Below are 26,661 nucleotides of genomic sequence, written 5' to 3'. Positions count from 1 at the left end.
CCTTGTCAGGGTCTGGATGACTGCGGGTGCTTCGGGTGCGGCTTCAAGCGCCGGGGAAGAACGGCTTCCCCAGCGAGGCGGGCATGTTGAGCCGGATCCACAGCGGGTTCCGGGAGATGAGCGCGAGGACGGCGATGGTCGAGACGTAGGGCAGCATCGCCATGAACTGGCTCGGCACGTGGACGCCCCGCGCCTGCAGGTGCAGCTGGAGCATGGTCACGCCGCCGAACAGGTACGCGCCGAGGAGGATGCGGGCCGGCCGCCAGGTGGCGAACACGGTGAGCGCCAGCGCGATCCACCCGCGCCCGGCCACCATGCCCTCCACCCACAGCGGCGTGTACACGACCGACAGGTACGCGCCGGCGATGCCGCACAGCGCGCCGCCGGTCACCACCGCGGCGAAGCGGATGCGCCGGACGCCGTAGCCGAGCGCGTGCGCGGACTGCGGCGACTCGCCGATGGCGCGCAGGAGGAGGCCGGCGCGCGTGCGGTAGAGGAAGTACGCCGCGGCCGCGACGAGCGCGATGGCGAGGTAGACCACCGGGTGGTGCCGGAACAGCGCCGGCCCGGCGAACGGCAGGTCGGCGAGGAACGGCACGCGGTGCGGCGGCTGCTCGCCGAGCTGCTTGCCCACGTAGCCGATGCCCACGAACGCCGAGAACCCCGAACCGAACAGGCTCACCGCCAGGCCGGTCGCGTACTGGTTGGTGTTGAGCCACACCACCAGCCAGCCGAAGACCGCCGCCACCGCGGCGCCGCCGGCCGCGCCCGCCAGGAAGCCGAGCCACTCGCTCCCGCCGTCGTGGGCGGCCGCGAAGCCGGCCACCGCGGAGACGAGCAGCATGCCCTCGGCGCCGAGGTTGACCACCCCGGCGCGCTCGTTGAGCAGCAGCCCCAGGCCGGCGATGGCGAGCGGCGTCCCGGCCGCGAGCGTCGCGGCGATGAGCAGGGCGAGCTCGTTCACGGCGCGGTCCTCCGGCTCCAGCCGACCAGCCGGAGCCGGTGGTGGATGAGCGTGTCGCAGGCGAGCAGCGAGAGCAGCAGGATGCCCTGGAAGACGCCGCTCACCGACGCCGGCAGCCCGACGCGCGACTGCGCGAGCTGCCCGCCGATGACGAGCGCCGAGAGCACCACGCTCCCGAGCAGCGCGCCGATGGGGTGGAGCCGGCCCACGAACGCGACGATCACCGCGGTGAAGCCGTACCCGCTCGCCACGTGCGGCGTGAGCTGGCCCATGGGGCCGACCGCCTCGAACGCGCCGGCGATCCCGGCGAGCCCGCCGGAGAGGAGCAGCGTCGTCCAGATGGCGGAGCTCGCCGAGAAGCCCGCGTAGCGCGCCGCGGCCGGCGCGGGGCCGCCGATCTGGAGGCGGACGCCGCGGTAGGTCCGGAACATGAACAGCCACATGAGGATCGCCGCGACCAGCGCGAAGACGAAGCCCCAGTGCAGCCGCAGGCCGGGCACGATGCGCGGGATCTCGGTGGACGCGGAGAAGTTGACCGTCTGCGGGAAGTTGAAGCCGCGCGGGTCCTTCCACGGCCCGAACACGAGCCACGAGAGCAGCAGGTCGGCGACGTACACCAGCATCAGGCTGACGAGGATCTCGTTCGCGTGGAACCGGTCCCGGAGCAGCGCCACGATGCCGGCCCAGGCGGCGCCGCCCGCGGCGCCCGCCAGCACCACCAGCGGGAAGAACGCCCAGGGCGAGAGCGCGAGCTGCGCGTTCGTCACCCACAGCGCCAGCCCGCCCCCGGTGATGGCGCCCATCAGGAACTGCCCCTCGGCGCCGATGTTCCACACGTTGGCGCGGAAGCACAGCCCGAGGCCGAGCGCGCACAGGATGAGCGGCGTGCACTTGAGCCCGAGCTCGGTGAGCGCGCGCGCGCCGTTGAACGGCTCGAACAGGAACATCGAGAGGACGCGCCCCGGCTCCTTGCCGAGCGCGAGGAACAGCAGGCCGCCCAGCGTGACCGTCACGGTCAGCGCGATGACCGGCGACAGCACGCTCATCGCGAGCGAGGGGGTGGGGCGGACGTCGAGGCGGATCACGCGGGCCCTCCGGCGACGGCCTCGGGGCGGCCCGGGCCGCCCGCCCACAGCCCGCTCATCCACTCCCCGATGCGCTCGACGGTGGCGTCGGCGGCGGGCAGGGGCGGCGAGAGGCGGCCCTTCGCGATGACGTGGAGCCGGTCGGCGAGCGCGAACAGCTCCTCCAGCTCCTCGGAGACCACCAGCACCGCCGCGCCGGCGTCGCGCAGCCGGAGCAGCTCGGCGTGGATCTGCGCGGCCGCGCCGACGTCCACGCCCCAGGTCGGCTGCGCGACCACGAGGACCTTCGGCACCGCGTCGAGCTCGCGCCCCACGATGTATTTCTGCAGGTTGCCGCCCGACAGGCTCCGCGCCACCGCGCCCGGGCCGGCGGCCTTGACCCAGTAGCGCCGCAGCACGCCCGACGCCTGGTCGCGGAGCGCGGCGCGGTCGATCCAGCCGAACGCGCGCAGCGCCTCCTGGCGGGTGAGGAGCATGTTGGTGGCGAGCGAGAGCGACGGCACCGCGCCGCGCCCGAGCCGCTCCTCCGGGACGAAGTGCAGCCCGCGGCGCCGGCGCCCGGCCGCGCCGGTGCGCCCGATGGGCTCGCCGAACAGCCGGATGGCGCCCGCGTCCGCGCGCGGGTCCTCGCCCGAGAGCGCGGCGAGCAGCTCCTGCTGGCCGTTGCCGGACACGCCGGCGATCCCGACGATCTCGCCCGCGTGGACCTCGAGCGACACGTCCTCGAGCGGGACGCCGAAGCGGTCGTGGCAGGGGAGGGCGAGCCGCTCGACCGAGAGCGCCACCGGGCCGAGCTTCGCGGCGCGGCGCTCGAGCCGCGGCGGCTCGGCGCCGATCATCATGCGCGAGAGGCTGGCCGTCGTCTCCTGCGCCGGGTCGCAGGTCGCGACCACGCGGCCGCCGCGCAGCACCGTGCACGCGTGGCACAGCTCCAGGATCTCGTCGAGCTTGTGGCTGATGTAGAGGATGGAGCAGCCGCTCGCGGCGACCTGGCGCAGCGTCTCGAAGAGCTTGTCCACCGCCTGCGGCGTGAGCACCGCGGTCGGCTCGTCGAGGATGAGCAGCCGCGGGTCGGCGAGGAGCGCGCGGACGATCTCGACGCGCTGCCGCTCGCCCACCGACAGCACGTGCACCGGGCGGAGCGGGTCCACGTCGAGGCCGTACTCCGCGGCCTTGGCGCGGATCCGCTCGGTGACGTCGCGCAGCGCCACCTTGCGCGAGAGCCCGAGCCACACGTTCTCGGCGACGGTGAGCGAGTCGAACAGCGAGAAGTGCTGGAACACCATCGCGATGCCCAGCGCCCGCGCGTCGTGCGGGGTGCGGACCTCGGCCGGCTGCCCGTCCCAGAGGATCTCGCCGGCGTCGGGGGCCACCGCGCCGTAGACCACCTTCATCAGCGTGGACTTGCCGGCGCCGTTCTCGCCCAGGACGGCGTGGATCTCCCCCGGCGCGACGGTGAGCGCCACGTCGTCGTTCGCGACGACGTCCCCGTAGCGCTTGGTGACGTGCCTCAGCTCGAGGCGCGGAACGCTCACGTGGGCCCCTGGTCCTTCGCGCCGCGCTGCCGGATCGGCGAGACGAACCGGTAGTCGATGTCCCACGGGAAGTAGATCCACTTCTCCTGGCGGAACTCCTTCACGAACGTGTCCACCACCGGGCGGCCGAGCGGCTTCGCGTACAGCGTGGCGAAGTGCGCCTTCGGGAGCTTCTCCCGCACCGCCGCCGCGGTCCGGCCCGTGTCCACCAGGTCGTCGATGAGCAGCCAGCCCTCGCCGTCCCCCGGGACCGTCTTCAGCCAGCGCAGCTCGCCCTGCTTCGCCTCCGCGCCGCCCGTCTCGGCGGCGCCGTAGCTGACCACGCAGACCGTGTCGATGAGGCGGATGTCCAGCTCGCGCGCCACCAGCGCCGCCGGCACGAGGCCGCCGCGCGTGATGGCGATGATGCCCTTCCAGTCGCCGAGCTCGTGCAGCACGCGCGACAGGTAGCGCGCGTCCCGGTGCAGCTCGGGCCAGGAGATGACGATCTCGTCCTGGTACGGACCGGGCCCGGATCCGGCGTGGACCTCGCCCTCCCCGCTGCCGGGAGGGCCCTTCGTCGCGTCTGCCGCCATGGCACCTTGTACTGGAAGGGGCTGACGCAGGGGAGGGGGAATTCACCTCCCCGGATCTACTAGGGATTTCGGGGCGCTACGGTGCCGGTTCGTACTCCTCGATCGGCCGCACCTCGCACTCCCCCTCGAACCCAGGCCAGTGCTTCCGGTGGAGCTCCATGAACTCCGTCGCCACGCGCAGCGCATCGGCGCGCGTCGCCGTCTTCAGGACGGCCCAGCCGCCGATGACCTCCTTCGCCTCGGCGAACGGTCCGTCGGTCACGGCGAGCTTGCCGTTCGCGAGCCGGACCCGGAACCCGTCCTTGCTGGGCAGGAGGCCGCCCGTGTCCACGAGCACGCCGTCCTTGAACGAGCGCTCGATGAACTGGCCCATGGCCTCCATCATCGCCTGCGGCGGCGGTCCGGCGCGGTACGACTCGGAGCTTCGCATGAACGTCAGGTACTTCATGGCAGTGCACCTCCGGTGGGAGTCTGACCTGGCGACGAACGAGCCCGGGCCGGATCGACATGACGCTCCGAGAGGGCACGATCCAGGTTCCGAGCCGTTTGCGGCCCGTGCGGGGCAGCGTCCGCGAGCGGGCAGGGTGTACGGTCCCGGCGCTCGTCCGGACCGGTTCGCCAGGCCGGGTCGAGCCGAGGAGTGCACGCCGTGGAGCACGACCCGCCCAGCCCGTCGGACGCCGAGGCCTTCGAGCAGGGCCGCGAGCCGCTGCTCGTCACGCGCCTCGAGGCGCACGCGCGGCGCGCCGCCGCCGGGACGCGGCGGGCGAGCGGCGGCTTCGCGCACCCGTACGCCGTCGTGGTCCTCCTCACCGCCGGACGCTCGCGGGTGGACCACGCCGGCGCGCTCGAGCTGCGGCCCGGCGACGTCCACGTCATCCCGCCCGGCGACCCGCACTCGTCGGCGCGGTTCGAGGGCGCCCAGGGCTGGGGGATCGCCTTCTGGCCCGAGCAGTCCGGCCACTCGCTGCGGCTCTTCTCGCAGGTTCGCGGCGGATGCCACCCGGTGCTCCGGCTCCCGCCCGCCGGGCGCCGCCGGCTCGAGCGGTGGCTGCGGGCGCTCGAGGACGAGGCCGCACGCCGCGAGGAGGGCCGCGACGAGGCGCTCGCCGCGCTGCTCCGCCTCGTCCTGCTCGAGCTGGTCCGCGCCAGCGCGGCCACGCTGCACCCCGGGACCGAGGCGTCGAGCCTGGCGCGCCGGGCGCTCGCGTTCGTGGAGGGGAGCGCGCTCCGCCCGCTGTCCTTGTCCGACGTGGCGCGGGCGGTGGGGCGGACGCCGGCGCACGTCGCCACGGTGGTGCGGAGCGAGACCGGGCGGACCGTCGGGGAGTGGATCCTCGCGCAGCGCATGGCCGAGGCCCGCCGCCGCCTGCGCGCCACCGACGGATCGGTCGAGGCGATCGCCGGGCACGTGGGCTACGCCGACGTGACGCACTTCATCCGCCAGTTCCGCCGCGTGCACGGCCGGACGCCGGCGCAGTGGCGTCGCGCGCAGGGCCACCCCCAGGCCGGCGCGCGCCGCCCCTGAAGCCGCGCCGATCTCGCCTGAGGCGCCGCACGCCGCGGCGAGCGATCAGCGCGGGCCGTCGCCGCGCGCCGCGGCCAGGTACGCCGCGTAGGCCTCGCGGTACCAGGCGCGGAGCGCCTCCGGCGGGATCCCGCGGCGGGAGAGGCTGGCGTGGAACCGCGTCAGCTCGGCGAGGTCCTCCGGCGAGCCCGGAGCCGGCGCGCGATCGGCGAGGCCGCGCTTCGCGGACAGGCGAGCGCTCACCGCGATGTCGATCTCGTCGCGGGTCGGCGGCGTGCCGTCCTCGTGGTCCGGGAGCCACCAGCACGGCCGCGCCTGCACCAGCGAGAGGTAGAGCCCCTGCGCCGCCTGCGCGAGGTCGGCCGGGCTCCCGCCGTCCGCGCCGTCCGCCTCCCACCACGCGCGGCTCGCCGGGCTCTGCTGCCGCGCCGCGAGCAGCGCGTCGTAGTCGGCCTGCGAGAACCACGGGTACAGCCGGAGCAGCTCGGGGTGATCCGAGAGCGCGAAGCTCGGCGTGGTGGTCCCCGTCGCGACCTCGTCCGTCATTCGCGGCGCCCCGGCCCGGAGCTTAGGCCGCGGGAGGGGGCGAGGCCACCTCCCGGCACGCGGTGCGTCGCTGCGGCGCAGGCGCCGTCGCGAGGGCGGTCGCACCTCGAGGGCGGAGCGCGCGCGGGCGCGGGGCGCGCCCGGCGGCCGCACCCCGGCGTCCGCGCCGCCGCGCGCGCACGGCCCGGTACGATCGCGCGGGAGGGTGTGCCATGGCCCGCTCGCTCGTGGTCCGCTGGACCCGGCGGTGCCTGCTCGCCGCCGGGACGGCCGCGCTCGCCGCGCTGTCCGGAGGTCCGGCCGCGGCCCAGCCCGGGATGCGGATCGTCTACGACAAGGTCGAGACGATCTCGAACTCGGCCTCCGGCACGCCGGAGGTGAAGGTCACGCGGAGCACGCTCACCGTGCGGCTCGCGCCCACCGCGCTCGCGGTCCGCGACGGCGACGTCGAGCAGGTCTTCGACTTCCTCGCCGCGCGGGAGCTGGCGGTCGATCACCAGGCCAGGGAGGCGGGCGAGTTCTCGCTGTACGCGGTGCCCGCGTTCCGGGAGCGCGAGCTCGAGAACCGCAAGGCGCTGGCCAGGATGATGGCGGTCATCGGGCGCGACCAGGACCTGGCCGACGCCGAGGTGGAGCTCGGGATGCGGATGGATCCGCCGGCGAAGGCGAAGCTGAAGGAGCGGCGCCGCGACGGGGCGCGCGTGTTCACGATCAACGGCCGCGAGGTCGCGTCGTTCGTGGCGGCGGCGCGGGCGGTGCCGCCCGAGCTGGTCGCCTCCCTCTCGCGGCTGTACCTGTACGGCGCGGCCGTGCACCCGCTGGTCCGGGCGGAGCTGCTGAAGGAGCCTCGCCCGCCGGCGCGCCTCGAGTTCTCGTGGCAGCTGGTGCAGGAGCGGACCACCGTCGCCTGGACGCTGCGCGAGATCGTGGACGAGCCGTTCGACGCGCGCGCGGCGTGGGCGCCGTATCCGTCGAAGCCGCTCCGGGACGAGGAGGTCGTCGCGCTCGCGGGCCGCGTCCGTGCCCGGGAGGCAGGCACCCCGCCGGCGGCCGCGAGCTACCTCGAGCGCGCCGAGCGCCTCCTCGGGGAGGGGCGCGGCTTCGAGGCGTTCCTGGTCGCGTTCGAGTCCCGGCTCGCCGGCGCCGACGCGCCCGACGCCCTGCTGCGGAGGTGCGGCGACGCGGCGCGCGGCGACGCCCGCATGCAGGCGCTGGCGCGGTCGATGGACATGGAGGCGAAGGATCCCAAGGGCGCGCTGGCCCTGCTCCTGCCGCTGGAGACGGACGGCCTGGAGGGCGGCGAGGTCCTGCACGTGCTCCGCGCGAACCAGCACCTCAGGCTCGGGCAGGGCGACGCCGCGCTGAAGGCGTTCACGCGCGCGCTCGGCGCCAACCCGTTCCTGCTCGGCGCCTGGATGGACGCCGGCCAGCTGTTCCTCGAGGGCTACGACACGCCCTCGGCCTGGACGTGCTGGGACGCCGCGCGCGCCCTCGCGCCGGGGCACCCGATGCTGAAGCGCGTGGACGAGCTGGAGGCGTCGCTGCGCCGGCGGCGGCCCGAGTACTTCTAGCCTCGCCGCCCGCGCTCAGCGCCGCGCGCCCGGAGGCTGCGGCTCGTCGAAGTGGCGCGTCTCCTGGCCCACCTCGACCTCGCCGTAGCGCAGCCGCCCCGTCCGCTCGTAGACGTGCAGCACCGCGCCCGGCGCGGTCTGCCGGATCTCCACCAGGCGGAACGCGAGCGGGAGGGCGCCGCCGCCGAACAGGCGCTTGCCGGTTCCGAGCACGACGGGGAACTGCCAGATGCGCAGCCCGTCCACGAGATCGTGGCGGAGCAGCGTCTGCAGGAGGTCGAAGCTGCCGTGCACCTGGAGCTCCCCGCCGTCCTGCGCCTTGAGCCTCGCGACCTCCCCGGCGACGTCGCCGCCCAGCAGGTGCGAGTCGTTCCAGCGCAGCTCGGTGAGCGTCCGCGACGCGACGTACTTCGGCCGGCCGTTGAGCGCCGCCGCAGCCTCGTCCGCCGGGTCGGTGACGTTCGGCCACGAGGCCGCAAAGAGCTCGTACGTCTTGCGCCCCAGCACGAAGGCGCCGGCGCGGTTCGTCCACTCGGACATGAGCCGTTCGAACGTCTCGTCGAAGTACGGCACCAGCCAGCCGCCGTGCGGGAACCCCCCGTCGCGGTCCTCGTCCGGTCCTCCCGGTGCCTGGACGACGCCGTCCAGCGTGGTGAACGCGCCCGCGATCAGCTTTCGCATGGTCCCGCTCCTCTCAGGGTCGAAGGGCCATAGCCGGGCGGCGCGCAGTGCACCGGGCGTCCAGCCCCGATACCCTGATCGGGTCGTCCGCCGGCGGAGTGGACGACCAACACGGTGCGTGATGTGCTGGCCGGCATGCCCAGGCTGCTCGTCCCCGCGCTGGCACTCGCCCTCGCGTGCTCCCACTCGGCTTCCTCCCCCGCGCCGCGCTGCGACCTCGAGGCGGCCGCGGCAATTCCGGCGGGGGCAGAGGTCCGCTGGAGCGTGGCCGGCGAGCAGAAGCCGAGGACCACGCCTGACCAGTGCTTCCTGCGGAGCTTCCGGCCGCCGCCCGGCTTTCGCGTACTGAAGGGCGAGTGGCTGGCCCAGTTCGCGGTTCTCGCGGACGGCCGCCTTGCGGGCTTCCAGCTGCTGCCGGAGGACCCGCCGGAGCTCGCCTGCGCCGTGTGGCAGACGTTGACCGGCTGCGGCTGGACGCCGGGCCGCGACGCAGCGGGCCGGCCGACCGCGTTCTGGGTCAAGCTTCCGATGCGGATCCGGTGAGGAAGCTGGCAGGCCCGTTCAGCCCTCCGCCATGCCGGTGAACGGCGCGCCGTCCAGCAGCCAGGTGAGCCCGTCCGGCGCGCGCCCGAAGACGGTCAGGTGGCCGCCGTGGACGCAGCGGAGGTGGTGGAACGCGCAGAGCGCCACCTGGTTCTCCGCCTCGTCCCCGCCGCCGTGCGAGCGGAACAGCACGTGGTGCGAATGGGCGGCGCGGTGGCTGCAGCCGGGGACCTGGCACCAGCCCAGGTCGCGCTCCCGCACGCGCTCCGAGCGGCTCGGCGGGCGCCTCAGCACGTGCTCCCACTGCCCCAGGAAGTGCGCGGCCAGCACGGCGAGGCAGCTTCCGGCCGGAACGAGGCGGCCGACCCTCTTCCGGACCGTCTCGAGCGCCGCCGCGAGGAGCACGGCCACCCGGCGGGGCAGCGGCACCGAGACCTTCCGCTGCGCACGCAGCTGCCGCTCCCGCTCGCCCTCGACCGCGCGGCGGAGCGCGACGCAGGTCATGGCCTTCGCCCGCGGGATCCAGGCCGCGATCTCGCCCTCCGGCAGCCGCGCCAGGATCCGGCGCCGCTCGTAGGAGACCCCCTGCCGGCGCGCCTCGCGGAGTCCCGCCGACCTCGCCAGCCGCTCCTCGTGCTCCGCCCGCTGCTCCACCGCGCGCGGCGGCAGCCGCAGCCGCTCCTCGACGTAGTGGCGGAAGCTCGCGAACCCGAGGCGCAGGTGCATGCCGCTCCGGCGGACCGCGTACGCGCACGCGCCCATGACCTCCTCCAGCGTGGCCCGCGCCGCGGCGAGCTCGCGGAGCGTCCGGTCGATCTCCTGCGCGGTCGCGCCGTCGTCGAAGCGCACCTCCGGCGCCGGCCAGTCCGCGACCGGCGCGAGCAGCGGCCAGCGCTCCGGCTCGGCTTCGAGCGCGGCGCGCCGCGCGCGATCGCCCTGAACCGGCCGCAGGAACTCCGGCCCCAGCGGGCGCGCGCCGTCGCGATCGCCGTCGGTCGAGAACTCCGCCAGGTACTCCTGCGCCAGCGCCTCGAGCCGCTCGGCCCGGGTCGAGCCCGGCATGCTCCGCCCCGCCGCCTCCAGCGCGGCGTCCACGACGAGCCGCTCGTGCTCGGGCAGCTGCGTGCGCAGCGTCACCCACGCCTCCTCGTCGGCGTCGTCGCCCGTACGCCCCGCCTGCCGGACCGCGTCCTCCAGCTCCCGCACCGTCTGCCGGGCCGCGCGCTCCACCCAGAACGCCTCCGCGTCCCCCGTCGCCACCGCGAGCACGGTCTCCGCCGCGCGGAGCCCGACCCGCCCCGCCCGCAGCGCCTCGTGCAGGCGCGCGCGCGTGCCGAGCCCGTCCCCGAGCCGCGCCAGGCCCTCCGCCGCGCGCTTGCCGATCCCGAGGACCTCGCGCGCGTAGTCGTCGAGGTGGTAGCCCAGCGCCGCGAGCCGGTCGCCCCGGCGGAGCGCCGCCAGCCCCTCCGCGATCGCGACGTCGATGGCGCCGTGCCCCCGCGACGCCCAGGCCAGGATCTGCTCGCAGTCGTCCGCCTCCGGCTCGCCGCCGCGGAACCAGCGATCAGCTCCGCGCGGCTGTACGGGAGCAGCTCGCGGAGCGGCAGGAACGCGTGCTCCGCTCCGGCGGTGCCCGGCAGATCCGCGGCCCCGAGGCCGGCGATGGGAGCGGCATCCATGCGCGAACTGTGGCACGCGCCTCTGACACTAAACGTGAACCCGGATGGGCGTATCGCGCGCCGCTCGCACCGCTCAGGCGACCAGCTCACCGCCGCGGCCGCAGCGGCACCCAGGTGACCTCCGGCGGCAGCAGCGCCTCGACCACGCGCGCGTCCGGACGGAACGAGCGCGCGGGCAGCAGCGCGGGCGTGGAGATGCGGTCCATGCGGAACATGCGGGGCAGGCCGGTGTCCACGTCGCGGCCGAGCAGGTACCAGACCGGCGGCATGATCGAGAGCCCGTGCGGCTCGACCTGGCGCGCCGTCGGGCGGCCGTTCCGGTCTCGATAGCGGAACGCGAGCGCGACGCCGCGGCGGACGGCCTCCTCGAACAGGTGCAGCAGCTCGGGCGCGACGGGTGCGAGCCCCTCGCGCACGCGCTCGCTCGCCCTCGGCCCGACGAAGATGCGCCCGCAGAGGTCGCGGAGCTCGCGGGCGCGCTCCGCGGGGAGCGACGCGAGCAGGCGGGTGAGGGCATCCTCCGCGCGCCGGCCCCACGGCACCTCGGCGACCGCCCGCGCCAGCCGCGCGCCGAGCCAGAGCGCGACGATCTCCGGCACGCCGAGGTGGACCGCGACCACACCGCGCGCGCCCTCCAGCCGGACCCCGCCGCCGGGCCCGGACTGCCCGGTGATGGGCATGCCCCGCTCGCGCAGCAGCGCCAGGTCGCGCCGCACCGTGCGCGCGCTCACCCGGAGCCTGGCGGCGAGCGCGTCGACCGTGGTCTCGGCCGACGCGCGGAGCAGATCGGCGAGATCGAGGAGGCGGGCGGCACGGACGGGCATGGCGGAGCTCGGCTCGGGCGATTCACCCGCAGGATGCGGACAGGTTCCGACAGGGATGAGCGGTACCCGATGGACCATGTCCACGTCCACCCCCATGCACGTCGTCCTCGGTGCCACCGGCCGCGTCGGCTCCGCGGTCGCCGGCGCGCTCCTCGATCGCGGCGAGCGGGTCACGGTCGTCACCCGGGATCCGCGCCGGGCCGAGTCCTTCGCCCGCCGCGGCGCCGCCGTCGCCGTCGCCGACGTCCGCGACGCGGACGCGCTCCGGGCCGTGCTCCGGCGCGGGCAGCGCGCGTTCCTCCTCATGCCGCCCGCCGACCCGGCCACCGACACCGTCGCCGAGGAGCGGCGCACCATGGCGGCCATCGCGCGGGCCGTCGAGGGCGCCGGGCTGGAGAAGGTCGCGGTGCAATCCACCTACGGCGCGCAGCCCGGCGACGGCCTGGGCGACCTCGGCGTGCTCCACGCGCTCGAGCAGGCGGTCGCGGCGACGGGCGTCCCCACCCGCGTGGTGCGCGGCGCCTACTTCATGAGCAACTGGGACTTCGCGCTGGAGACGGCGCGGCAGACGGGCGAGATCCCCTCGCTCCTCCCGGCCGAGCTCGCGCTGCCCATGGTCGCGCCCGTCGACCTCGGGCGCATCGCGGCGCGGTGGCTCGTCGACGACGAGGATCACGCCGGCGTGCACCACGTCGAGGGTCCGGCCCCGTACTCCGCCGCCGACGTCGCCCGCGCAGCCGCCGCCGCGCTCGGCCGCGACATCCGGGTGGTCGAGACCCCGCGCGCGCAGTGGGTCGCGACGTTCCGGGCGCTGGGCTTCTCGCCCTCCGCCGCGGAGTCCTACGCACGGATGACCGCGACCGTGGTGGACGGCGCCATCGAGCGGCCGAGCGCGCCGGCGCGGGGCCCCACCACGGTCGTCGAGTACGTCGCCGCGCGGCTGCGGCAGCAGGGGGCGCCGCCCCTCACATCGAGATCGAGCCCTTCCTGAACTCGCTCCGGCGCAGGTGGACGTTGATGCAGACCGGCCGGCCGGCGCGCGCCGCCTCCCGCGCGCGGTCGAGGACCTCGTCGATCCGGCCGTCCTCGGTGAGCAGCAGGCCGACGCCGCCGTAGCCCTCGGCGACGCGGTGGTAGTCGCAGCGCGCGAGCACGGTGCCGACGTCGTCGCCCAGCATGTCCACCTGCTCCCGCGCGATCTGCTGCCAGGAGCCGTCGTTTCCGATCACCGCGATGGGCGCGAGGCCGTGGCGCGCGAAGGTGTCGAACTCGGCGAGGCTGTAGGCGCACGAGCCGTCCCCGTACAGCAGCCACACCTCGCGGCCGGGCCGGGCGAGCGCGGCCGCGGTCGCGAAGCCGCCGCCGACGCCGAGCGTCCCGAAGACGCCCGGGTCGAGCCAGGCGAGCGGCGCGCGCGGGCGGAGCGTGTAGGCGGCGGTCGCGACGAAGTCGCCGCCGTCCACGACCAGCGCCGCGTCGTCGGCCATCTTCTCCTCGAGCCGCAGCAGGAAGCGCAGCGGGTTCACGAGCTCGCCGGCCGCCTCCGCGCCGGCGGCGATCTCGCGATCGCGCGCCGCCTCCCGCTCGCGGAGCGCGCCGAACCAGGCCTCCCGTGCCTGCGGCTTGCCCGCCTTCGCGGCCAGCGCGACGAGGAATTCGCCGGGGTGCATCTCGACCGCCACGTCGGGGCTGCGGTTCTTCCGCAGCTCCGCCGCGGAGAGGTTCGCGGCCCCGATGAAGGCGCCGCGGCCGAAGCCGCGGCCGTAGCCGAGCCGGAAGTCGAACGGGAACCCGGCCACGACGACGACGTCCGCCTCCTTGAGCGCGCGCCCGCGCGCGTGGCGGAACTGGAGGGCGTCGCGCCGGCCCAGGAGCCCGCGCGCCATCCCGCCGAGGTAGACCGGGACGCCGAGGGCGCGCACCGCGGCCGCGAGGCGTGCGGGGTCCTCGCAGCCCGCGAGCGCCTGGCTGCCGAGGATCAGCACCGGACGCTCGGCGCGCGCGAGCCGCGCCGCGATCCGTCCGACCCCTCCGGAAGTGCCTCGCCGCAGGTCGAGCCGCTCCGCGAGCCGCGCCGGGAGGTCCTCGAGCGACGGCAGCGCGGGCGCCCGGAACTGCCGCGCGAGGTGCGCCTCCAGGTAGAGCCGCATCGCGGTGCCGGCGACGCCGCCCACGCGGTCCGCCCCCGACTCGCGGCGGTAGAGGTCGCGGACGAGGGGCTCGTCGTAGAGCAGGTCCACCGGGACCTCGACGAACACCGGCCCGGGCACGCCGCCCTGCGCCAGCGCGAGCGCGCGCTCGAGCGTGGGGCGGAGTCCACCGACGGTGGTGACGCGGGTGGCCCACTTGGCGATGGGGCGCATGAGCGCGAGCTGGTCGATGTCCTGCAACGCGCCGCGGCCGCGGAGCAGCGTGGCGGTGGCGCCGCCGAGGAGCACCACCGGCGACTGCGCCAGGCGCGCGTTCTCGAGCGCGGTCACGGCGTTGGTGACGCCCGGGCCCGCGGTCACGGCGGCGACGCCGGGCCGCCCGGTGAGACGCGCCATCGCGTCGGCCGCGAACACCGCGTTCGCCTCGTCGCGCATGTCCACCACGCGCAGGCCCAGCCGCTTGGACTCGACGAGGATGGGCGAGATGTGGCCGCCGCACAGCGTGAAGAGGTGGCCCACGCCGGCGCGCTGCAGCGCCGCCGCGATCACCGCGCCTCCGTTCCTGGCCTCCGCCATGGATCCTCCGGGCCCGGGGCGCCGCGGCGCCCACCGCCTCGCGGCGGACGCTACCATCCGGCCGGGACGAGCGGTGGGCCCGCGACGTGGCCTGGCGGGGGGGTGCCAACGGCCCGGCGCGGACGGCGCCACCGCGTCCATTGACCGCGGGTGTTCGCGGCGCGACCACGAGCGACCGGTGGCCTCGCCGCGCGGCCGCGCCGCGTCGAAGCCCGCTCGCGCCTCGCGTTTGCGGGCGGAGGCTCTCGCGGGTAGGATGCCTCGCCGTGAGGTGGCTGCTCGTCGCGATCCTGGTGCACGGGTTCGTCCCCGGCCTCGCCGAGGTCGGCGAGGCCGTCGTGCACCTCGCGCGGACGGGGCACGTGGCCCACACGCCCGCGGATCACGGCGACCTCGGCGACCAGGGGGCCGAGCACGGCTGCGGCGCGACCCAGCACCACTGCGCGTGCTGCGCGACGCAGCTCGTCGTCCCGGCGCGCGAGCTGGTCGTCGTGGCCGTCGAGACCGGTCGCTCGCCGTCGGCCGAGCCCGCCGAGCAGGCGCCTGCCACGCGCGAGCCCGCGCGTCCGTTCCGCCCGCCGATCGCCTGACGTCGTGACGCGTCCTCGCGCGAGCGGGCCCGCCTGCGCCGGCGCGGCTCGCGCGTCCCCGGCCGCCGCGCGAGCGCGCGGTCCGGCCGAACGTCCCACGTCAGGAGCACCGCTTGTCTGCACATGTTCGATGGGCGTGCGCGCTCGTGCTCGCGTACGCGGCGCCCGCGCCCGCTGGAGCGGCCGCGCCCGCCCCGGCGTCCCTTCGCTGGGCGGACGTCACCGCCGCGCTCGATCGCGACCCGCGCGTCGCGGCGTCGCGGTCGCGCGTCCGCGCCGCGGAGGGCGCGCTCACGGCGGCACGCACCCCGCCGAACCCCGAGGTCGAGGCGACCGCCGGCCGCGCCGAGGCGCGCGACGGGGCGGCGCGCCGGAACGAGTGGGGCCTCGCGCTCACCCTCCCGCTCGACTGGCTGGCGAGGCGTGGCCCCGAGGTGGACGCCGCCCGCGCCACGGTGGACGAGGCGGCGGAGGAGGCCCGTGCGCTCCGCGCCGAGGTGACCGCGGAGCTGTGGCGGCTCTACGTCGGGGCCGCGTACGCGCAGGCCGAGGTGGAGACGCTCGAGACCACCGAGCAGCAGGCCGACGCGCTGGCGCGCCTGGTCCGCCGGCGCGTGGAGGCGGGGGAGGGGCGGCCGGTCGAGGTCCCGCGGGTGGAGCTCGAGCTCGAGCGCGTCCGGAACCAGGTCGACGCGGCGCGCGCGATCCGGGACGGCGCGCTCGCGCAGCTCGGCGCGTGGCTGACCGTCCCGGTGCAGCACGTGGAGCTCCCGCCGCCGCCCCCGACGCTCGACCCTGGCAGCCCGCCGCTCGACGCGTCCAGGCACCCGCGGGTCCGCGCCGCGCTGGCGCGCGCCGAGGCGGCCAGGGCGGAGGCCTCCGCGGCGCGGCGGTCCCGCGTCCCCGCGTTCTCGGTGGGCGGCTTCTACACGAGCGAGCTCGATCGCGAGGCGGTGGGCGGGCGCCTCGGGGTCGAGCTGCCGCTCTGGGACTGGAAGTCCGGGCGCGTCCGCCGCGCCGAGGCGGCGGCCGCCGCGGAGGCGAGCCGCGCCGACGCCGAGGGTCGTGCCCTCGCCGCCGCGCAGGCCGACGCCGTCGCCGCCTGCGGCAAGGCCCGCGCGGTCGCGGACCGCCAGAAGATCCGGATCCTCCCCCGCGCCGAGGAGTCGGCGCGCACGCTCGAGCGGACGTTCCAGCTCGGCGAGACGGGGATCCTCGACGTCATCGACGCGCGGCGCGTGCTCCTCGAGGCGCGCCGCGAGTACCTCGCCAGCGCCCGCGAGCGAGACGTGGACTGCGGCGCGCTCATCCTGCTTTCCGGCCGGGAGCTGCCGTGAACCGTCACCTTTCGAAGCGGGTCGTCCTCGCCGTGGCGATCCTCGCCGTGGCATGCCGTGGGGGTGGAGACGCCGGCGCCGAGCGGGCCGCGGGGCAGTCCGCGGCCGCCGGCCACGAGCCGGGCGCGGGGGCGACGGCGCCGCCGCACGCCGGCCACGAAGACGCGACCGGGGACGGCCACGGCCACGGCCACGGCGGCGACGAGCCGTCGGACCTCGACCGACCCGTGGACGAGCTCCTCGCGCTGAGCTGCGAGCACGGAAAGAAGACGTTCGAGTGCGACGAGTGCCGGTACGAGGTCGGCGTCGTGCGCGTGCCCGCGAAGCTCGTGGACGGCGGCCTCGTCCGGAAGGCGTCCGCGGCGAGGCGCCGGGTCGAGGCGCCGGTCGCGCTCACCGGCGAGGTCCGGTTCGACGAGCGGCGGGTCGCGCACGTGTCGCCGCGGATCGAGGGCACCATCCGCACCGTCCACGTCTCGCTGGGCGAGCACGTCCGGCGCGGCCAGGCGCTGGTGGAGCTCGAGAGCGTCCAGGTCGGCGAGGCCGAGAGCGACTACCTGGCGGCGCAGGCGTCGCTCCGCCTGGCGCGCGCCAGCGCCGAGCGGCAGGAGCAGCTCCGCAAGGAGCAGATCTCCTCCGAGAAGGAGCACCTCGCGGCGCGCCAGGAGCTCGAGACGGCGCAGATCCGCGCGCGGTCGGCGGAGCAGAAGCTCGCGCGCCTGGGCGTCGCCACCGCCGATCTGGAGCGGCTCGGCGCCGCCGGGCGGCGGGCCGGCGGCGGGGGCCTCGTCGTCCGAGCGCCGGCGGACGGCATCGTGCTCGAGATGCACGCCGTGCCCGGCGAGCTGGTGAAGCCGGACGAGAGCATCGTGACGGTCGGGGACGTGTCGTCGGTGTGGGTCTGGGCGGATCTCCACGAGGACCAGCTCGGCCGCGTGCTCGACGCGCAGCGCGGCGGGAGGCTCCGCGCCGAGATCGGCGTGAAGGCGTTCCCCGGCGCGATCTTCCCGGGGACGGTGGAGTTCGTCGGCCCGTCCATGGATGAGCGGACGCGCACGGTGAAGGTGCGCGTCACGGCGGCGAACCCGGACGCGCGGCTCCGCGCGGGCATGTTCGCGAGCGTCCGCGTCTTCCTCCCGGGCGAGGAGGAGGCGCTCGCGGTCCCGGCCGCGGCGCTGCTCTCGGACGAGGGCCGCTCGTTCGTGTTCGTCCACCACCACGGCGACTACTGGATCCGCCGGCCGGTGGAGCCGGGGCGCAGGTGGATGGACTGGGTCGAGGTGAAGGACGGCCTGCACGGCGGCGAGACCCTGGCCGCCGACGGCGCGTTCCTCCTGAAGTCGGACGTCCTGCGCTCGAAGATGGGCGCGGGCTGCGCGGACTAGGGGTCCGAGCGATGCGCATCCTCGAGTGGCTCCTCAAGAACCGCCTCCTCGTCCTGGGCGTCACCGCGGCGCTCTCGGTGGCGGGGTGGATCGCCTGGACGCGCCTGCCCATCGACGCGTTCCCCGACGTGACGAACACGCAGGTCATGATCCTGACGAAGGCGCCCGGGCTCGCCGCCGTGGACGTCGAGCAGCGGGTCAGCTTCCCCATCGAGCAGGCGATGCGCGGGCTCCCCCGCGTCACGCAGGTGCGGTCGCTCTCCAAGGCCGAGCTGTCGCAGGTGGTGGTGGTCTTCGAGGACGGCGCCGAGACCTACTGGACGCGGCAGCTCGTGTTCGAGCGGCTCGCCGGCGCCCGCGAGGCGCTGCCGCCCGGCGTCGAGCCGGAGCTCGGGCCCATCTCCACCGGGCTGGGCGAGATCTTCCAGTACACGCTGGAGGGGGACGGGCTCTCGCCGATGGAGCTGCGGACGATCCAGGACTGGATCCTGGCGCCGCAGCTCCGGCCCATCCCCGGCGTCAACGAGGTGAACAGCTTCGGCGGCGAGGTGAAGCAGTACCAGGTCGTCGTCCACCCGGACCGGCTGGTGAAGTACCGGCTCGGCGTCCGCGACGTCTCGGAGGCCATCGAGCGCTCGAACGGGAACGCCGGCGGCGGCGTGGTCGTCGCCGGCTGGGAGCAGACCTACCTGCGCGGCGTCGGCCTGGTGCGCGATCTCCCCGACATCGAGCGCATCGTGCTCGGCGCGTTCGACGGGTCGCCCGTCTACCTGCGCGACGTGGCGGACGTGGTCATCGGCGCCGAGCCGCGGCAGGGCGCCGTGACCCGCGACGGCAAGGGCGAGGCGGTCGCGGGCATGGTGATCATGCTGAAGGGCGCGAACGCCAGGGACGTCGTGGCCGGGGTGAAGGACGCCATCGAGGCGGCCCGCGGCACGCTCCCGGAGGGCGCCCGGATCCGCGTGTTCTACGACCGGACCTCGCTCATCGAGGCGTGCATCGAGACGGTCGTGGACGCGCTCCTGCAGGGCGGGATCTTCGTGATCCTGGTCCTCTTCCTGTTCGTGGCGGAGCTGCGGACGGCGCTGGTCGTCCTGTTCTCCCTGCCGTTCACCTTCCTGGTCGCCTTCATCGTGATGGGCTGGGCCGGCCTCACCTCCAACCTCATGTCGATGGGCGGCCTGGCGTTCTCGGTCGGCATGGTCGTGGACGCGTCGATCGTGGTGGTCGAGAACGTGAGGCGCCACCTCGCCGAGGACCGGGAGCGCGGCCGGCAGGAGGTGGTCGCGATGGCGGTCCGGGAGGTGGCCCGGCCGGTCGCGTTCTCGGTGCTCGTCATCGCCGTCATCCTCGTCCCCCTGTACGCGCTGCAGGGCGTGGAGGGGAAGATGTTCGCCCCCCTCGCGACCACGCTGCTCATCGCCCTGCTCGTGTCGCTCGCCGTCGCGCTGACGGTGATCCCGGTGCTCTCCGCGACCATCCTGAAGCAGGAGCCGGAGCGCGAGCTCAGGCTGGTCCGCCGCTTCCACGAGGGCTACCTGCGCCTGCTCCGCCGCGCCGTCGCCCGGCCGAGGCGCACGCTCGCCGTGAGCGGCGCCGTGCTCGTCCTCTCGGCCGCGCTCGTCCCGCTCGTCGGGACGGAGTTCATGCCGCCGCTCGACGAGGGGTCGATCGCGATCAACGTGGTCCGCCTGCCGAACGCGTCGCTCGCCGGGTCGGTGAACGTGGCGAGCTACCTGGAGCAGCGGCTCGGGGAGTTCCCGGAGGTCGAGACGGTCGTCTCGAAGACCGGCCGCGCGGAAATCTCGGAGGACCCGATGGGCCCCGAGCAGACGGACGTGTTCGTGATGCTGAAGCCGCGGAAGGCGTGGGGCACCGGCCGAGACAAGGCGGAGCTCGTCGAGGCGCTCCGGAGGGAGCTGTCCGACGTCCCCGGGTTGCGCTTCTCGTTCTCGCAGCCGATCGCGCTGCGGGTGAACGAGCTCATCGCCGGGGTGAAGAGCGACCTCGCGGTCAAGGTGTTCGGCCCGGACCTGGAGGTCCTGAAGGGCTTCGCCGACCGCATCGGCGCCGCGGTGGGCGGGGTGCCCGGCGCGGGCGACGTGAAGGTCGAGCAGGTCTCGGGCATGCCGCAGTACGACCTGGACATCGACCGCGAGGCGGCGGCCCGGTACGGCATCCGCGTCGGCGACGTGAACGACACCATCGAGACGGCGATCGGCGGCCGCGTCGCGTCCACGCTCATCGAGGGGCAGCGGCGGTTCGCCATCACGGTGCGGTTCCCCGAGGACAGCCGCGACGACATCGACCGGATCGGCCGCCTCCTCGTGCCCGGCCCGGACGGCGCGCGCGTGCCGCTCGCGCAGCTCGCGAAGGTGAGGCTCGTGGAGGCGCCGGCGCAGGTCAGCCGCGAGAACGGCATGCGCCGGGTGGTGGTCGAGGCCAACGTCCGCGGGCGCGATCTCGGAGGCTTCGTGGACGACGTGCGCGCGCGCATCCAGGGCATCGAGCAGGAGCTGCCGCCCGGCTACTACCTGCGCCTCGGCGGCCAGTTCGAGAACCAGGAGCGGGCCATGCGGCGGCTCGCGATCGTCGTGCCCGTCGCGCTCGGGCTGGTGTTCCTGCTCCTCTACCTCGCGCTCGGGTCCATCGCCCACGCCGCGCTGGTGCTGCTCAACCTGCCGTTCGCGCTCGTCGGCGGCGTCGTCGCGGTGGTCCTGTTCCGGATGCCGCTCTCGGTCTCGGCGGCCGTCGCGTTCATCGTCCTGCTCGGGATCGCCGTGCAGAACGGCGTGGTGCTGGTGGCGTTCTTCAAGCAGCTCCGCGAGCGCGGCCTCTCGGTCGCCGAGACCGTCGAGCAGGGGTGCAACCTGCGGTTCCGGCCGCTGCTCATGACCGCGCTGACGAGCTTCATCGGGCACCTGCCCATGCTGTACGCCACCGGGTCCGGGGCGGACATCCAGAAGCCGCTCGCGGTGGTGGTGATGGGCGGGCTGGTGACGTCCACGCTGCTCACGCTGCTCGTGCTCCCCACGCTCTACGCGGTGCTCGCGGGGCGGCGGGCGGCGCGCGCGGGGTGAGCGCCCGGCAGCGGCGGCCGCGGACCGCGGGCGGAGGTCAGGCCTCCACGGGCTGCGGCGCGCCGAGGGTCCGCAGGTGGCGGTGGTGCGCGGCCACGGCGGCCCAGAGCGACGGCTGCGCGCGGTAGGGCAGCCCGTGCGCGCGGCACGTCTCCTCCACGATCCCGGCGAGCGCCGGGTAGTGCACGTGGCAGACGCCGGGGAACAGGTGGTGCTCGACCTGGAAGTTCAGGCCGCCCAGGTACCACGCGAGCACGCGGCTCGTGCGGGCGAAGTCCACCGTCGTCCGGACCTGGTGCTCCGCCCAGCCGGTGGACATGAGACCGTCCGCGCCGGGCGCGCCCGGGAACTGCGCCTCGGGCACCGCGTGCGCGAGCTGGAACACGGCGGCCATGACGACGCCGAGCACGAGCGAGCCGAAGACGAAGAACGCCACGGGCCAGGCGCTGCGGTGGACGGCGACCGGGACCACGACCGCCCAGGCGAGGAACGTGGCCTTGCCCGCGACCACCGCGGCGAGGTCGCGGCCGCGGGGCCTCGGGAACCGGGTGCCGGCGATGGACCCGCGGACGAGGTCCACGACGTCGTCCACCAGCCACCACTTGAGCGAGAGCGCGCCGTACAGCGGCCAGGCGTACCAGCCCTGGAAGCGGTGGAGCGCGCGGCGGCGCTGCGCGGGCGAGAGCCGGAGGAACGGCTCGGCGTCCACGTCCGCGTCCAGGCCGGCGACGTTGGCGAAGGAGTGGTGCTGCACGTTGTGCTTGAAGCGCCAGACGTAGGAGCTCGCGCCGATGAAGTCGAGCGCGAGCCCGACGACGCGGTTCACCCGCGGCGACCGCGAGTAGGCCCCGTGGTTCGCGTCGTGCATCACCGAGAAGCCGATGCCCGCGGTCGCGAGCGCGATCGAGACGGTGAGCCCCGCCGCGAGCCACGGCGACGCGTCTCCGAAGGCGAGGAGCAGCGCGTAGGACGCGGCGAACCAGGCGAAGATCGCGACCGTCTTCAGGTGCATGGCGAGCCCGCCCTGCGCGGCCACGCCGGTGCGCGCGAAGTACGCGGCGGCGCCGCGCCTCAGGTCCGCGTGGAAGCCGTCGTCGCGGGGGAAGCGGGACCGGTGGGCGGGCGCGTTCATCGCGAGAGCCTGCGGGCGGGATGTCACCCGCGCGTCATGGCGGACGGGGGCGACCCAGCTGCGCCGTGGAGGACGCCCCGGCCCGGCCCGTCCTGCCGGAGCCGCCCCAGGAGCGCGGTGAGCTCCGGGCTCGCGCGCTCCGCCTGCCACACCAGCGCCACGCGGTGCGTGAGCGCGGGCTCGCGCAGCGGGACGAAGCGCGTGTTCGACGGCCGCTTTCGGGCGAAGGACCGCGCCGCGAGCAGGATGCCCTTGCCGCGCGCGACCAGGATCGGGCAGCTCTCGTCCGGCCGCTTGGTGAGGATCCGGTAGCGGATGCCCGCCGCGCGGAGCGCCCGTTGCTGGCTCTCGTACAGGTGGGCGTGCTCGTGGCGCGGGTGGACCACGAAGGTCTCGCCCTCGAGGTCGCGCAGGCGGAGCGCCCGGCGCCGCGCCAGCCGGTGCGTGGCCGGCAGCAGCACGCCGATCGCGTCCTCGGCGACCACCCACCGCTCGAGCCCCGGCGCGTCGCCCTCGGCCGTCTCGACGCAGACCGCGTCGAGCCGCCCGAGGTGCAGGTCGCGGAGCAGCCGCTCCGGGACGCCCGAGGTGAGCTCGACGCCCGGTCCGCTCGCGGCGCCCTCGAGGCGCGCGATCCGCTCCGGGACCCAGGTCGCGAAGCCCGCGGTGGAGAGCCCGAGCCGGAGCGGCCGCCCGGAGCGCTCCCCGCGCTCGCGCACCCGGGCCTCGAGCGCCTCCACGCGCTCGACGACCGCCGGACCCTCGCGGAAGAGGAGCGCGCCCGCCGGCGTGAGCGAGACGGCCCGGGTGCTGCGCTCCAGCAGGCGGACGCGGAGGTCGCGCTCGAGCCCGGCGATGAGCCGGCTCAGCGGCGGCTGGCTCATGTGCAGCCGCTCCGCCGCGCGGCGGAAGCTCAGCTCGGAGGCCACCACCAGGAACGCGCGCAGCTCGCGGAGGTCCATCCGGCGGTGATACCGATCCGGTATCAATCCGGCAACCCGAATCGCAATGCGCGGAGGGCCGCCGCCGCCGCATGACTCCGGCCCACCGCGCGGGTCCCGCCGGCCCGCGCCGGAACCGAGGAGGAGAACCCATGCCGCTGCCCGTCGAAGCCCTGTGGACCTGCGCCGTCCTCGCCATGGTCGTGAGCGGGACGTCCTTCACCATCACCGGAACGGAGATCTTCGAGCCGCTGCGGAGGTTCCTCTCCGCGCGGAGCGAGTGGCTCGGCCACCTCACCGCCTGCTTCTACTGCACGAGCCACTGGGTCACGTTCCTGCTCGTGGCGCTGTGCCGCCCCGTCCTCGTCTCGACCGGGTTCCTGCCCGTGGACCTCGCGATCAGCGCGTTCTTCGTGGTCCAGCTCGCCGCCTACCTCACCGGCCTGCTGTTCAAGTCGTACTCGGTCATCATCCCGGTGAAGGCCGCCATGCAGCAGGCGATGGGGGCCGCGAAGGCGGCGCACGCGGCGCCGCAGGCGGCGAAGGTGAGGCTCGATGTCGCTCGCTCCGAGGAGGGGGGGCGGTAGCGCCAGCCCGGGACTGGGCGCGACGATCGGCCTACCATGGCGTCGGAGTCGGCAGGTCGCTCGGTTCGCGATTCGTCCAACCGGAGGACGCGCTCCCATGTCAGCCCCCACGTACCGTGGAAGGTCCCGCGGGTTCACCCTCGCTCCACTGCTCCTCGTGACGCTGCTCGGCGCCTGCGCGCAGACGACGGCGCGGCGGGCGACGAGCGTCGTCAACTACCTGTATCCGGCCGGACAGCCCGAGGCGGCCCAGCCGTCCGTCCCGAAGCTCACGCTTCCGCTCAGGGTCGGGATCGCCTTCGTCCCGCCCGCGGCGAGCGAGGTGACGCAGGCGGCGTACGTCGGCGACCGCGACGCCGCCGCCCCCGAGACCGAGCGGGTCCGCCTCATGGAGACGATCGCCGCGCACTTTCGCGAGCGGCCGTACGTCAAGTCGGTCGAGATCATCCCGACGGCGTACCTGACGCCCGGGGGCGGGTTCGCGAACCTGGACCAGATCCGGAACATGTTCGGCGTGGACGAGATCGTCCTCATCGCCTTCGACCAGGTGCAGTTCAAGGACCAGGGGATGGCGACGCTCACCTACTGGACGCTCGTCGGCGCGTACGTCGTGCAGGGGGAGAAGCACGACACGCGCACGCTGATGGACGCGGTCGTGCTCGACATCCCGAGTCGCAAGCTCCTCTTCCGCGCGCCCGGGACGAGCGTGGTGAAGGGCCGGTCCACGCCGGTGAACGAATCGGAGGAGCTGCGCCAGGACCGGCAGCACGGCTTCAAGCTCGCGACGGCGGAGCTGATCACGGCGCTCGACGCACAGCTCACCGCCTTCCAGGAGCGCCTGAAGGCGCAGCCCGACGAGGTCAAGGTCGTGCGCACCGCGGAGTACGAGAAGCGCGCCGCGGCCAGCGGCGGCGGCGCCGTCGATGCGGCGACGCTCGCCATCCTCGCGGCGCTCGCCGGCGGCGCCCTGGTCGGCTCGCTGCGGCGGAGGCGCTCGGGGGCGCGGTGATGCGGCGCTTCCCCTGGGTCACCGCCGCGGTGCTCGCCCTCGCCCTCGGGGCGTACCTCGTGCCGTCGCTGGGCGAGCTGCTGATCCTCGACCGCGCGCGCGTCGCGAGCGGCGAGTGGTGGCGCGTGCTCACGGGCAGCGTCGTGCACTTCTCGGCGTCGCACCTCGCCGCCGACGCCCTCGCGTTCGGGATCGCCGGCGCGATGCTGGAGCGCCGCGGCCGCACCAGCTTCGCGACCCTGGCGCTCGCGTCGGCGCTCGCCGTCGGCCTCGCCGTGCTCTGGCTCCAGCCCTCGCTCGAGCGCTACGCCGGGCTGTCGGGGATGGCCTACGCCGCGATCGTCGCGCTCGCGCTCGCAGGGCTGCGCGAGCCCGGCACGATGGCGACGCTCTCGGGCATCGCGCTCGTGGCGTGCGTCGCGAAGCTGGCGTGGGAGCTCTCGACGGGGCGGATGCTCCTCGTCGGCGCGCCGCCGGGCGTCGTCACGGTCCCGCTCGCCCATGTCGCGGGCGCGATCACGGCGGTCGCCGTTCCGGAGCTGATGCGCCGGGGGAACTGGCGCCGGGGGAACTGGGGGAACTGGTGCCGGAGTCAGCCGGCAACCGTCGGCACATCGGACGCGCCGCGGACGACGGTCCGTCCGACGGACGCCTCGTCGCGAGAGGTCCCCATGACCGTCAGGTCGGGTCGCCGGCGTCGTCTACCCGCCGGTCACCCGAAGCCTCCACCACACCACCGGCGCGAACAGCAGAACCAGCGCGACCACGCCGATGGCGATGCGGAGGACGGAGAAACGCGCGGGCGAGATGCGCTTGCCGAGCTCCGGGAGCCGCTCACCCATGCGCTCGAGCAGCAGGACCGCCGGAGGTGCCAGGATCGCGAACGCGATCCACCCACGCCAGGTTCGCGGCAGGTCAGGGAAGAAGTAGATCAGCGCCGCGACGAGTCCGATCGCCCAGGCGCCGAGGAGGGCGAGGACGCGCGACCGCCACGTGGAGCGCCGGATCAGCACCACAGGTGGAGCATATCACGGAACGTGCGGCCCCCGCCGGCGCCGCACCCCTTCACCCCATCCCTCGGTGGGCACTCGGTGGGCACTCTCGGTGGGCACTGCTCGGTGGGCACTGGTGCCGGAGTCAGCCACCGACCGTTGGCACCTCGGCCGCGCCGCGGACGAAGGTCCGTTCTACGGACGCCTCGTAGCTAGAGGCCCCGTGGAACGTCACGTCAGATCGCTGGTATCCCATTTGCGTAGCGCCCGGGCATGGCCCGCATCCCGCGCTTCGCGCTGGTGGAGCGCGACTCGAGCAATCACTGCACCTGGCGGGCGCACGACTTCGAGCACGTTCTCGAGGTGACCGGCGCGAGGGATAAGTTCCTCGAGCTGCTCGGTCGGTACAAGGACAGGTACGGGGTCGAGATCAACTCGTACTGCCTGATGGGCACGCACCCGCACGTCACGTGCACGACGAGGCGCGACCAGGAGCAGTTCAGCCGTTTCTGGCAGGTGGTGAACGGGCAGTTCGCGCGCTGGTACAACAAGCGACGCGATCGGCGTGGCCAGGTGGTGATGGAGCGCATGCGTTCGCCTCGCATTCAGGCGGAGGGCGCCCATCAGCTGACGGTGATGCGGTACGGCGACCTCAACCCGGTCCGCGCAGGTCTGGTGAAAAGTCCGAAGGACTGGAAGTGGTCGAGCTACCGTCACTATGCGTTCGGTGAGCCGGATCCGCTCATCGACGACGCGCCGGAGTACCTGGCGCTAGGCAACAACGGGCCCCAGCGCCGGAAGGCGTACCAGGCGCTGTTCGCGCTGCCGCTCTCGGAGTCGCTGCGCACGAGGCGGATCGACCTGGTCGAGTATCCGTTTGTCGGCGACGCCCACTGGGTGATGCATCGCCTCGACGAGGCCGGGCTGTCGCCGCCGGACTGACGGGCATTCGTCTGCACATAGACGCGCCGAAATCCACCGGCTCCGGGCGACCTGGGGCGGAGAGTGAGCATTCCATGGTTCGCGTCCCACGGTCGGAAGAAGGCGGCCGTGCTTTCTCTCGTGACCGAGTGACGTGATGATCGGAGGTTGGTGCTCCGGTCAGGCGCACTTCGTCACGCCATCGGTGGGGCCTTAGCAAACGCACGTCCTACGCCCACGGGCTTCAACCTACTGATTCGTGGCGCGCTTTGCTCCGGCACCGAGTCCCGAGTCCGCCGAGTCCCGGTGCTTTGCTCCGGCACCGAGTCCCCCGGCACCCGCGCGACTCCCGATGCGTTGCGGCGCGAAGAGGTTGGGGGTTGCTGGGAAGATAATTACCATGGTAACCAACAGGCGCGATCGGGACACA

Annotated in this window: 23 protein-coding genes and 1 pseudogene; 12 read left to right on the top strand and 12 right to left on the bottom strand. The window is 74.8% G+C overall.

Translation table 11 applies throughout. The annotated features are described in order from the left end of the window. Window positions 1-43 precede the first annotated feature (43 nt). From ACOQFB_RS15850 to ACOQFB_RS15830, 5 genes are all read right to left on the bottom strand, one after another. Window positions 44-964, bottom strand: coding sequence for an ABC transporter permease (locus ACOQFB_RS15850; protein ID WP_421609373.1), 921 nt, complete (start codon window positions 962-964; stop codon window positions 44-46). Continuing rightward, a complete protein-coding gene (locus tag ACOQFB_RS15845) occupies window positions 961-2,049 on the bottom strand; it encodes an ABC transporter permease (RefSeq protein WP_059436008.1) in 1,089 nt (362 codons plus the stop codon). The genes ACOQFB_RS15850 and ACOQFB_RS15845 overlap by 4 nt, the downstream gene beginning before the upstream one ends. Beyond that, the gene (locus ACOQFB_RS15840; protein ID WP_059435968.1) at window positions 2,046-3,584 is read right to left on the bottom strand and encodes an ABC transporter ATP-binding protein; all 1,539 of its coding nucleotides are present in this window, start codon (window positions 3,582-3,584) and stop codon (window positions 2,046-2,048) included. The genes ACOQFB_RS15845 and ACOQFB_RS15840 overlap by 4 nt, the downstream gene beginning before the upstream one ends. Next, window positions 3,581-4,159 carry a xanthine phosphoribosyltransferase gene (gene gpt, locus ACOQFB_RS15835; protein ID WP_082100107.1) on the bottom strand — a complete coding sequence of 193 codons (579 nt, stop codon included), beginning with the start codon at window positions 4,157-4,159 and terminating at the stop codon, window positions 3,581-3,583. The genes ACOQFB_RS15840 and gpt overlap by 4 nt, the downstream gene beginning before the upstream one ends. A gap of 76 nt (window positions 4,160-4,235) precedes the next feature. Beyond that, window positions 4,236-4,607 (bottom strand): YciI family protein, encoded by a 372-nt coding sequence (locus ACOQFB_RS15830; protein ID WP_059435969.1) that lies wholly within the window; start codon window positions 4,605-4,607, stop codon window positions 4,236-4,238. 201 nt (window positions 4,608-4,808) lie between these two features. On the opposite strand from ACOQFB_RS15830, the gene ACOQFB_RS15825 reads away from it, so the two are divergent. Beyond that, window positions 4,809-5,687, top strand: coding sequence for a helix-turn-helix domain-containing protein (locus ACOQFB_RS15825; RefSeq protein ID WP_421609372.1), 879 nt, complete (start codon window positions 4,809-4,811; stop codon window positions 5,685-5,687). 45 nt (window positions 5,688-5,732) lie between these two features. Here the strand turns inward: ACOQFB_RS15825 and ACOQFB_RS15820 are convergent, their stop codons facing one another. Next, window positions 5,733-6,233: a hypothetical protein gene (locus ACOQFB_RS15820; RefSeq protein WP_059435971.1), complete on the bottom strand. Its 501-nt coding sequence runs from the start codon at window positions 6,231-6,233 to the stop codon at window positions 5,733-5,735. 212 nt (window positions 6,234-6,445) lie between these two features. On the opposite strand from ACOQFB_RS15820, the gene ACOQFB_RS15815 reads away from it, so the two are divergent. Continuing rightward, the gene (locus tag ACOQFB_RS15815) at window positions 6,446-7,804 is read left to right on the top strand and encodes a tetratricopeptide repeat protein (protein WP_059435972.1); all 1,359 of its coding nucleotides are present in this window, start codon (window positions 6,446-6,448) and stop codon (window positions 7,802-7,804) included. A gap of 15 nt (window positions 7,805-7,819) precedes the next feature. Here ACOQFB_RS15815 and ACOQFB_RS15810 read toward each other — a convergent pair whose 3' ends face one another. Further along, entirely contained in the window at window positions 7,820-8,485 is a 666-nt protein-coding gene (locus ACOQFB_RS15810) for a dihydrofolate reductase family protein (protein WP_059435973.1), read from the bottom strand. Between the two features lie 135 nt (window positions 8,486-8,620). Between ACOQFB_RS15810 and ACOQFB_RS15805 the strand changes: the two genes are divergently transcribed. Continuing rightward, on the top strand, window positions 8,621-9,028 hold the full coding sequence (locus ACOQFB_RS15805; RefSeq protein ID WP_059435974.1) for a hypothetical protein: 408 nt from the start codon (window positions 8,621-8,623) through the stop codon (window positions 9,026-9,028). Between the two features lie 18 nt (window positions 9,029-9,046). On the opposite strand, the pseudogene ACOQFB_RS15800 reads toward ACOQFB_RS15805, so the two are convergent. Both ACOQFB_RS15800 and ACOQFB_RS15795 read right to left on the bottom strand, forming a co-directional pair. Further along, window positions 9,047-10,707 (bottom strand): annotated as a pseudogene (locus ACOQFB_RS15800) (HNH endonuclease). Window positions 10,708-10,793: 86 nt separating this feature from the next. Further along, window positions 10,794-11,531 (bottom strand): helix-turn-helix transcriptional regulator, encoded by a 738-nt coding sequence (locus tag ACOQFB_RS15795; RefSeq protein WP_059435976.1) that lies wholly within the window; start codon window positions 11,529-11,531, stop codon window positions 10,794-10,796. Window positions 11,532-11,607: 76 nt separating this feature from the next. Here ACOQFB_RS15795 and ACOQFB_RS15790 point away from each other — a divergent pair, with 76 nt between their 5' ends. After that, a complete protein-coding gene (locus tag ACOQFB_RS15790) occupies window positions 11,608-12,522 on the top strand; it encodes an NmrA family NAD(P)-binding protein (RefSeq protein WP_421609370.1) in 915 nt (304 codons plus the stop codon). Here ACOQFB_RS15790 and ACOQFB_RS15785 read toward each other — a convergent pair. Continuing rightward, window positions 12,497-14,257: a thiamine pyrophosphate-binding protein gene (locus ACOQFB_RS15785; RefSeq protein ID WP_421609369.1), complete on the bottom strand. Its 1,761-nt coding sequence runs from the start codon at window positions 14,255-14,257 to the stop codon at window positions 12,497-12,499. The two genes, ACOQFB_RS15790 and ACOQFB_RS15785, sit on opposite strands and share 26 nt — an antisense overlap. A 266-nt stretch (window positions 14,258-14,523) precedes the next feature. Between ACOQFB_RS15785 and ACOQFB_RS15780 the strand changes: the two genes are divergently transcribed. The 4 genes from ACOQFB_RS15780 (at window position 14,524) to ACOQFB_RS15765 (ending at window position 20,649) form a co-directional block, all read left to right on the top strand. Next, a complete protein-coding gene (locus ACOQFB_RS15780) occupies window positions 14,524-14,847 on the top strand; it encodes a hypothetical protein (protein ID WP_059435980.1) in 324 nt (107 codons plus the stop codon). Between the two features lie 146 nt (window positions 14,848-14,993). After that, window positions 14,994-16,184, top strand: a complete 1,191-nt coding sequence (locus ACOQFB_RS15775; RefSeq protein ID WP_421609368.1) for a TolC family protein — start codon at window positions 14,994-14,996, stop codon at window positions 16,182-16,184. Next, window positions 16,181-17,569, top strand: coding sequence for an efflux RND transporter periplasmic adaptor subunit (locus ACOQFB_RS15770; protein WP_421609367.1), 1,389 nt, complete (start codon window positions 16,181-16,183; stop codon window positions 17,567-17,569). Before ACOQFB_RS15775 ends, ACOQFB_RS15770 begins: the two co-directional genes overlap by 4 nt. An 11-nt stretch (window positions 17,570-17,580) precedes the next feature. Next, the gene (locus tag ACOQFB_RS15765) at window positions 17,581-20,649 is read left to right on the top strand and encodes an efflux RND transporter permease subunit (protein WP_421609366.1); all 3,069 of its coding nucleotides are present in this window, start codon (window positions 17,581-17,583) and stop codon (window positions 20,647-20,649) included. A gap of 37 nt (window positions 20,650-20,686) precedes the next feature. Here the strand turns inward: ACOQFB_RS15765 and ACOQFB_RS15760 are convergent, their stop codons facing one another. Together ACOQFB_RS15760 and ACOQFB_RS15755 are read right to left on the bottom strand one after the other, a co-directional pair. Further along, complete coding sequence (locus ACOQFB_RS15760; RefSeq protein ID WP_421609365.1) at window positions 20,687-21,781, bottom strand: fatty acid desaturase family protein; 1,095 nt, start codon at window positions 21,779-21,781, stop codon at window positions 20,687-20,689. A 23-nt stretch (window positions 21,782-21,804) separates the two neighbouring features. Next, window positions 21,805-22,743, bottom strand: coding sequence for a LysR family transcriptional regulator (locus ACOQFB_RS15755; RefSeq protein ID WP_421609364.1), 939 nt, complete (start codon window positions 22,741-22,743; stop codon window positions 21,805-21,807). Window positions 22,744-22,874: 131 nt separating this feature from the next. Between ACOQFB_RS15755 and ACOQFB_RS15750 the strand changes: the two genes are divergently transcribed. From ACOQFB_RS15750 to ACOQFB_RS15735, 4 genes are all read left to right on the top strand, one after another. Next, window positions 22,875-23,309 carry a hypothetical protein gene (locus ACOQFB_RS15750; RefSeq protein WP_059435986.1) on the top strand — a complete coding sequence of 145 codons (435 nt, stop codon included), beginning with the start codon at window positions 22,875-22,877 and terminating at the stop codon, window positions 23,307-23,309. A gap of 97 nt (window positions 23,310-23,406) precedes the next feature. After that, window positions 23,407-24,318 carry a rhombotarget lipoprotein gene (gene rhlP / locus ACOQFB_RS15745; RefSeq protein WP_421609363.1) on the top strand — a complete coding sequence of 304 codons (912 nt, stop codon included), beginning with the start codon at window positions 23,407-23,409 and terminating at the stop codon, window positions 24,316-24,318. Continuing rightward, window positions 24,318-25,526, top strand: coding sequence for a rhombosortase (rrtA, locus tag ACOQFB_RS15740; protein ID WP_421609362.1), 1,209 nt, complete (start codon window positions 24,318-24,320; stop codon window positions 25,524-25,526). Before rhlP ends, rrtA begins: the two co-directional genes overlap by 1 nt. Window positions 25,527-25,583: 57 nt before the next feature. Further along, window positions 25,584-26,252, top strand: a complete 669-nt coding sequence (locus ACOQFB_RS15735; protein WP_421609361.1) for a transposase — start codon at window positions 25,584-25,586, stop codon at window positions 26,250-26,252. Window positions 26,253-26,661: the final 409 nt, after the last annotated feature.

This window comes from Anaeromyxobacter sp. Red801 (genome assembly GCF_049201065.2).
Lineage (GTDB): Bacteria > Myxococcota > Myxococcia > Myxococcales > Anaeromyxobacteraceae > Anaeromyxobacter.
Note: the sequence above shows the minus strand (reverse complement) of the source record. Positions and strands in the feature narration are given on the sequence as shown.

Coding starts and splice junctions, on each gene's coding strand:
- gpt (WP_082100107.1), bottom strand. CDS start 4,159: ATGGCGGCAGACGCGACGAAGGGCCCTCCCGGCAGCGGGGAGGGCGAG.
- ACOQFB_RS15830 (WP_059435969.1), bottom strand. CDS start 4,607: ATGAAGTACCTGACGTTCATGCGAAGCTCCGAGTCGTACCGCGCCGGA.
- ACOQFB_RS15820 (WP_059435971.1), bottom strand. CDS start 6,233: ATGACGGACGAGGTCGCGACGGGGACCACCACGCCGAGCTTCGCGCTC.
- ACOQFB_RS15815 (WP_059435972.1), top strand. CDS start 6,446: ATGGCCCGCTCGCTCGTGGTCCGCTGGACCCGGCGGTGCCTGCTCGCC.
- ACOQFB_RS15810 (WP_059435973.1), bottom strand. CDS start 8,485: ATGCGAAAGCTGATCGCGGGCGCGTTCACCACGCTGGACGGCGTCGTC.
- ACOQFB_RS15805 (WP_059435974.1), top strand. CDS start 8,621: ATGCCCAGGCTGCTCGTCCCCGCGCTGGCACTCGCCCTCGCGTGCTCC.
- ACOQFB_RS15795 (WP_059435976.1), bottom strand. CDS start 11,531: ATGCCCGTCCGTGCCGCCCGCCTCCTCGATCTCGCCGATCTGCTCCGC.
- ACOQFB_RS15790 (WP_421609370.1), top strand. CDS start 11,608: ATGTCCACGTCCACCCCCATGCACGTCGTCCTCGGTGCCACCGGCCGC.
- ACOQFB_RS15785 (WP_421609369.1), bottom strand. CDS start 14,257: ATGGCGGAGGCCAGGAACGGAGGCGCGGTGATCGCGGCGGCGCTGCAG.
- ACOQFB_RS15765 (WP_421609366.1), top strand. CDS start 17,581: ATGCGCATCCTCGAGTGGCTCCTCAAGAACCGCCTCCTCGTCCTGGGC.
- ACOQFB_RS15760 (WP_421609365.1), bottom strand. CDS start 21,781: ATGAACGCGCCCGCCCACCGGTCCCGCTTCCCCCGCGACGACGGCTTC.
- ACOQFB_RS15755 (WP_421609364.1), bottom strand. CDS start 22,743: ATGGACCTCCGCGAGCTGCGCGCGTTCCTGGTGGTGGCCTCCGAGCTG.
- ACOQFB_RS15750 (WP_059435986.1), top strand. CDS start 22,875: ATGCCGCTGCCCGTCGAAGCCCTGTGGACCTGCGCCGTCCTCGCCATG.
- rhlP (WP_421609363.1), top strand. CDS start 23,407: ATGTCAGCCCCCACGTACCGTGGAAGGTCCCGCGGGTTCACCCTCGCT.
- rrtA (WP_421609362.1), top strand. CDS start 24,318: ATGCGGCGCTTCCCCTGGGTCACCGCCGCGGTGCTCGCCCTCGCCCTC.
- ACOQFB_RS15735 (WP_421609361.1), top strand. CDS start 25,584: ATGGCCCGCATCCCGCGCTTCGCGCTGGTGGAGCGCGACTCGAGCAAT.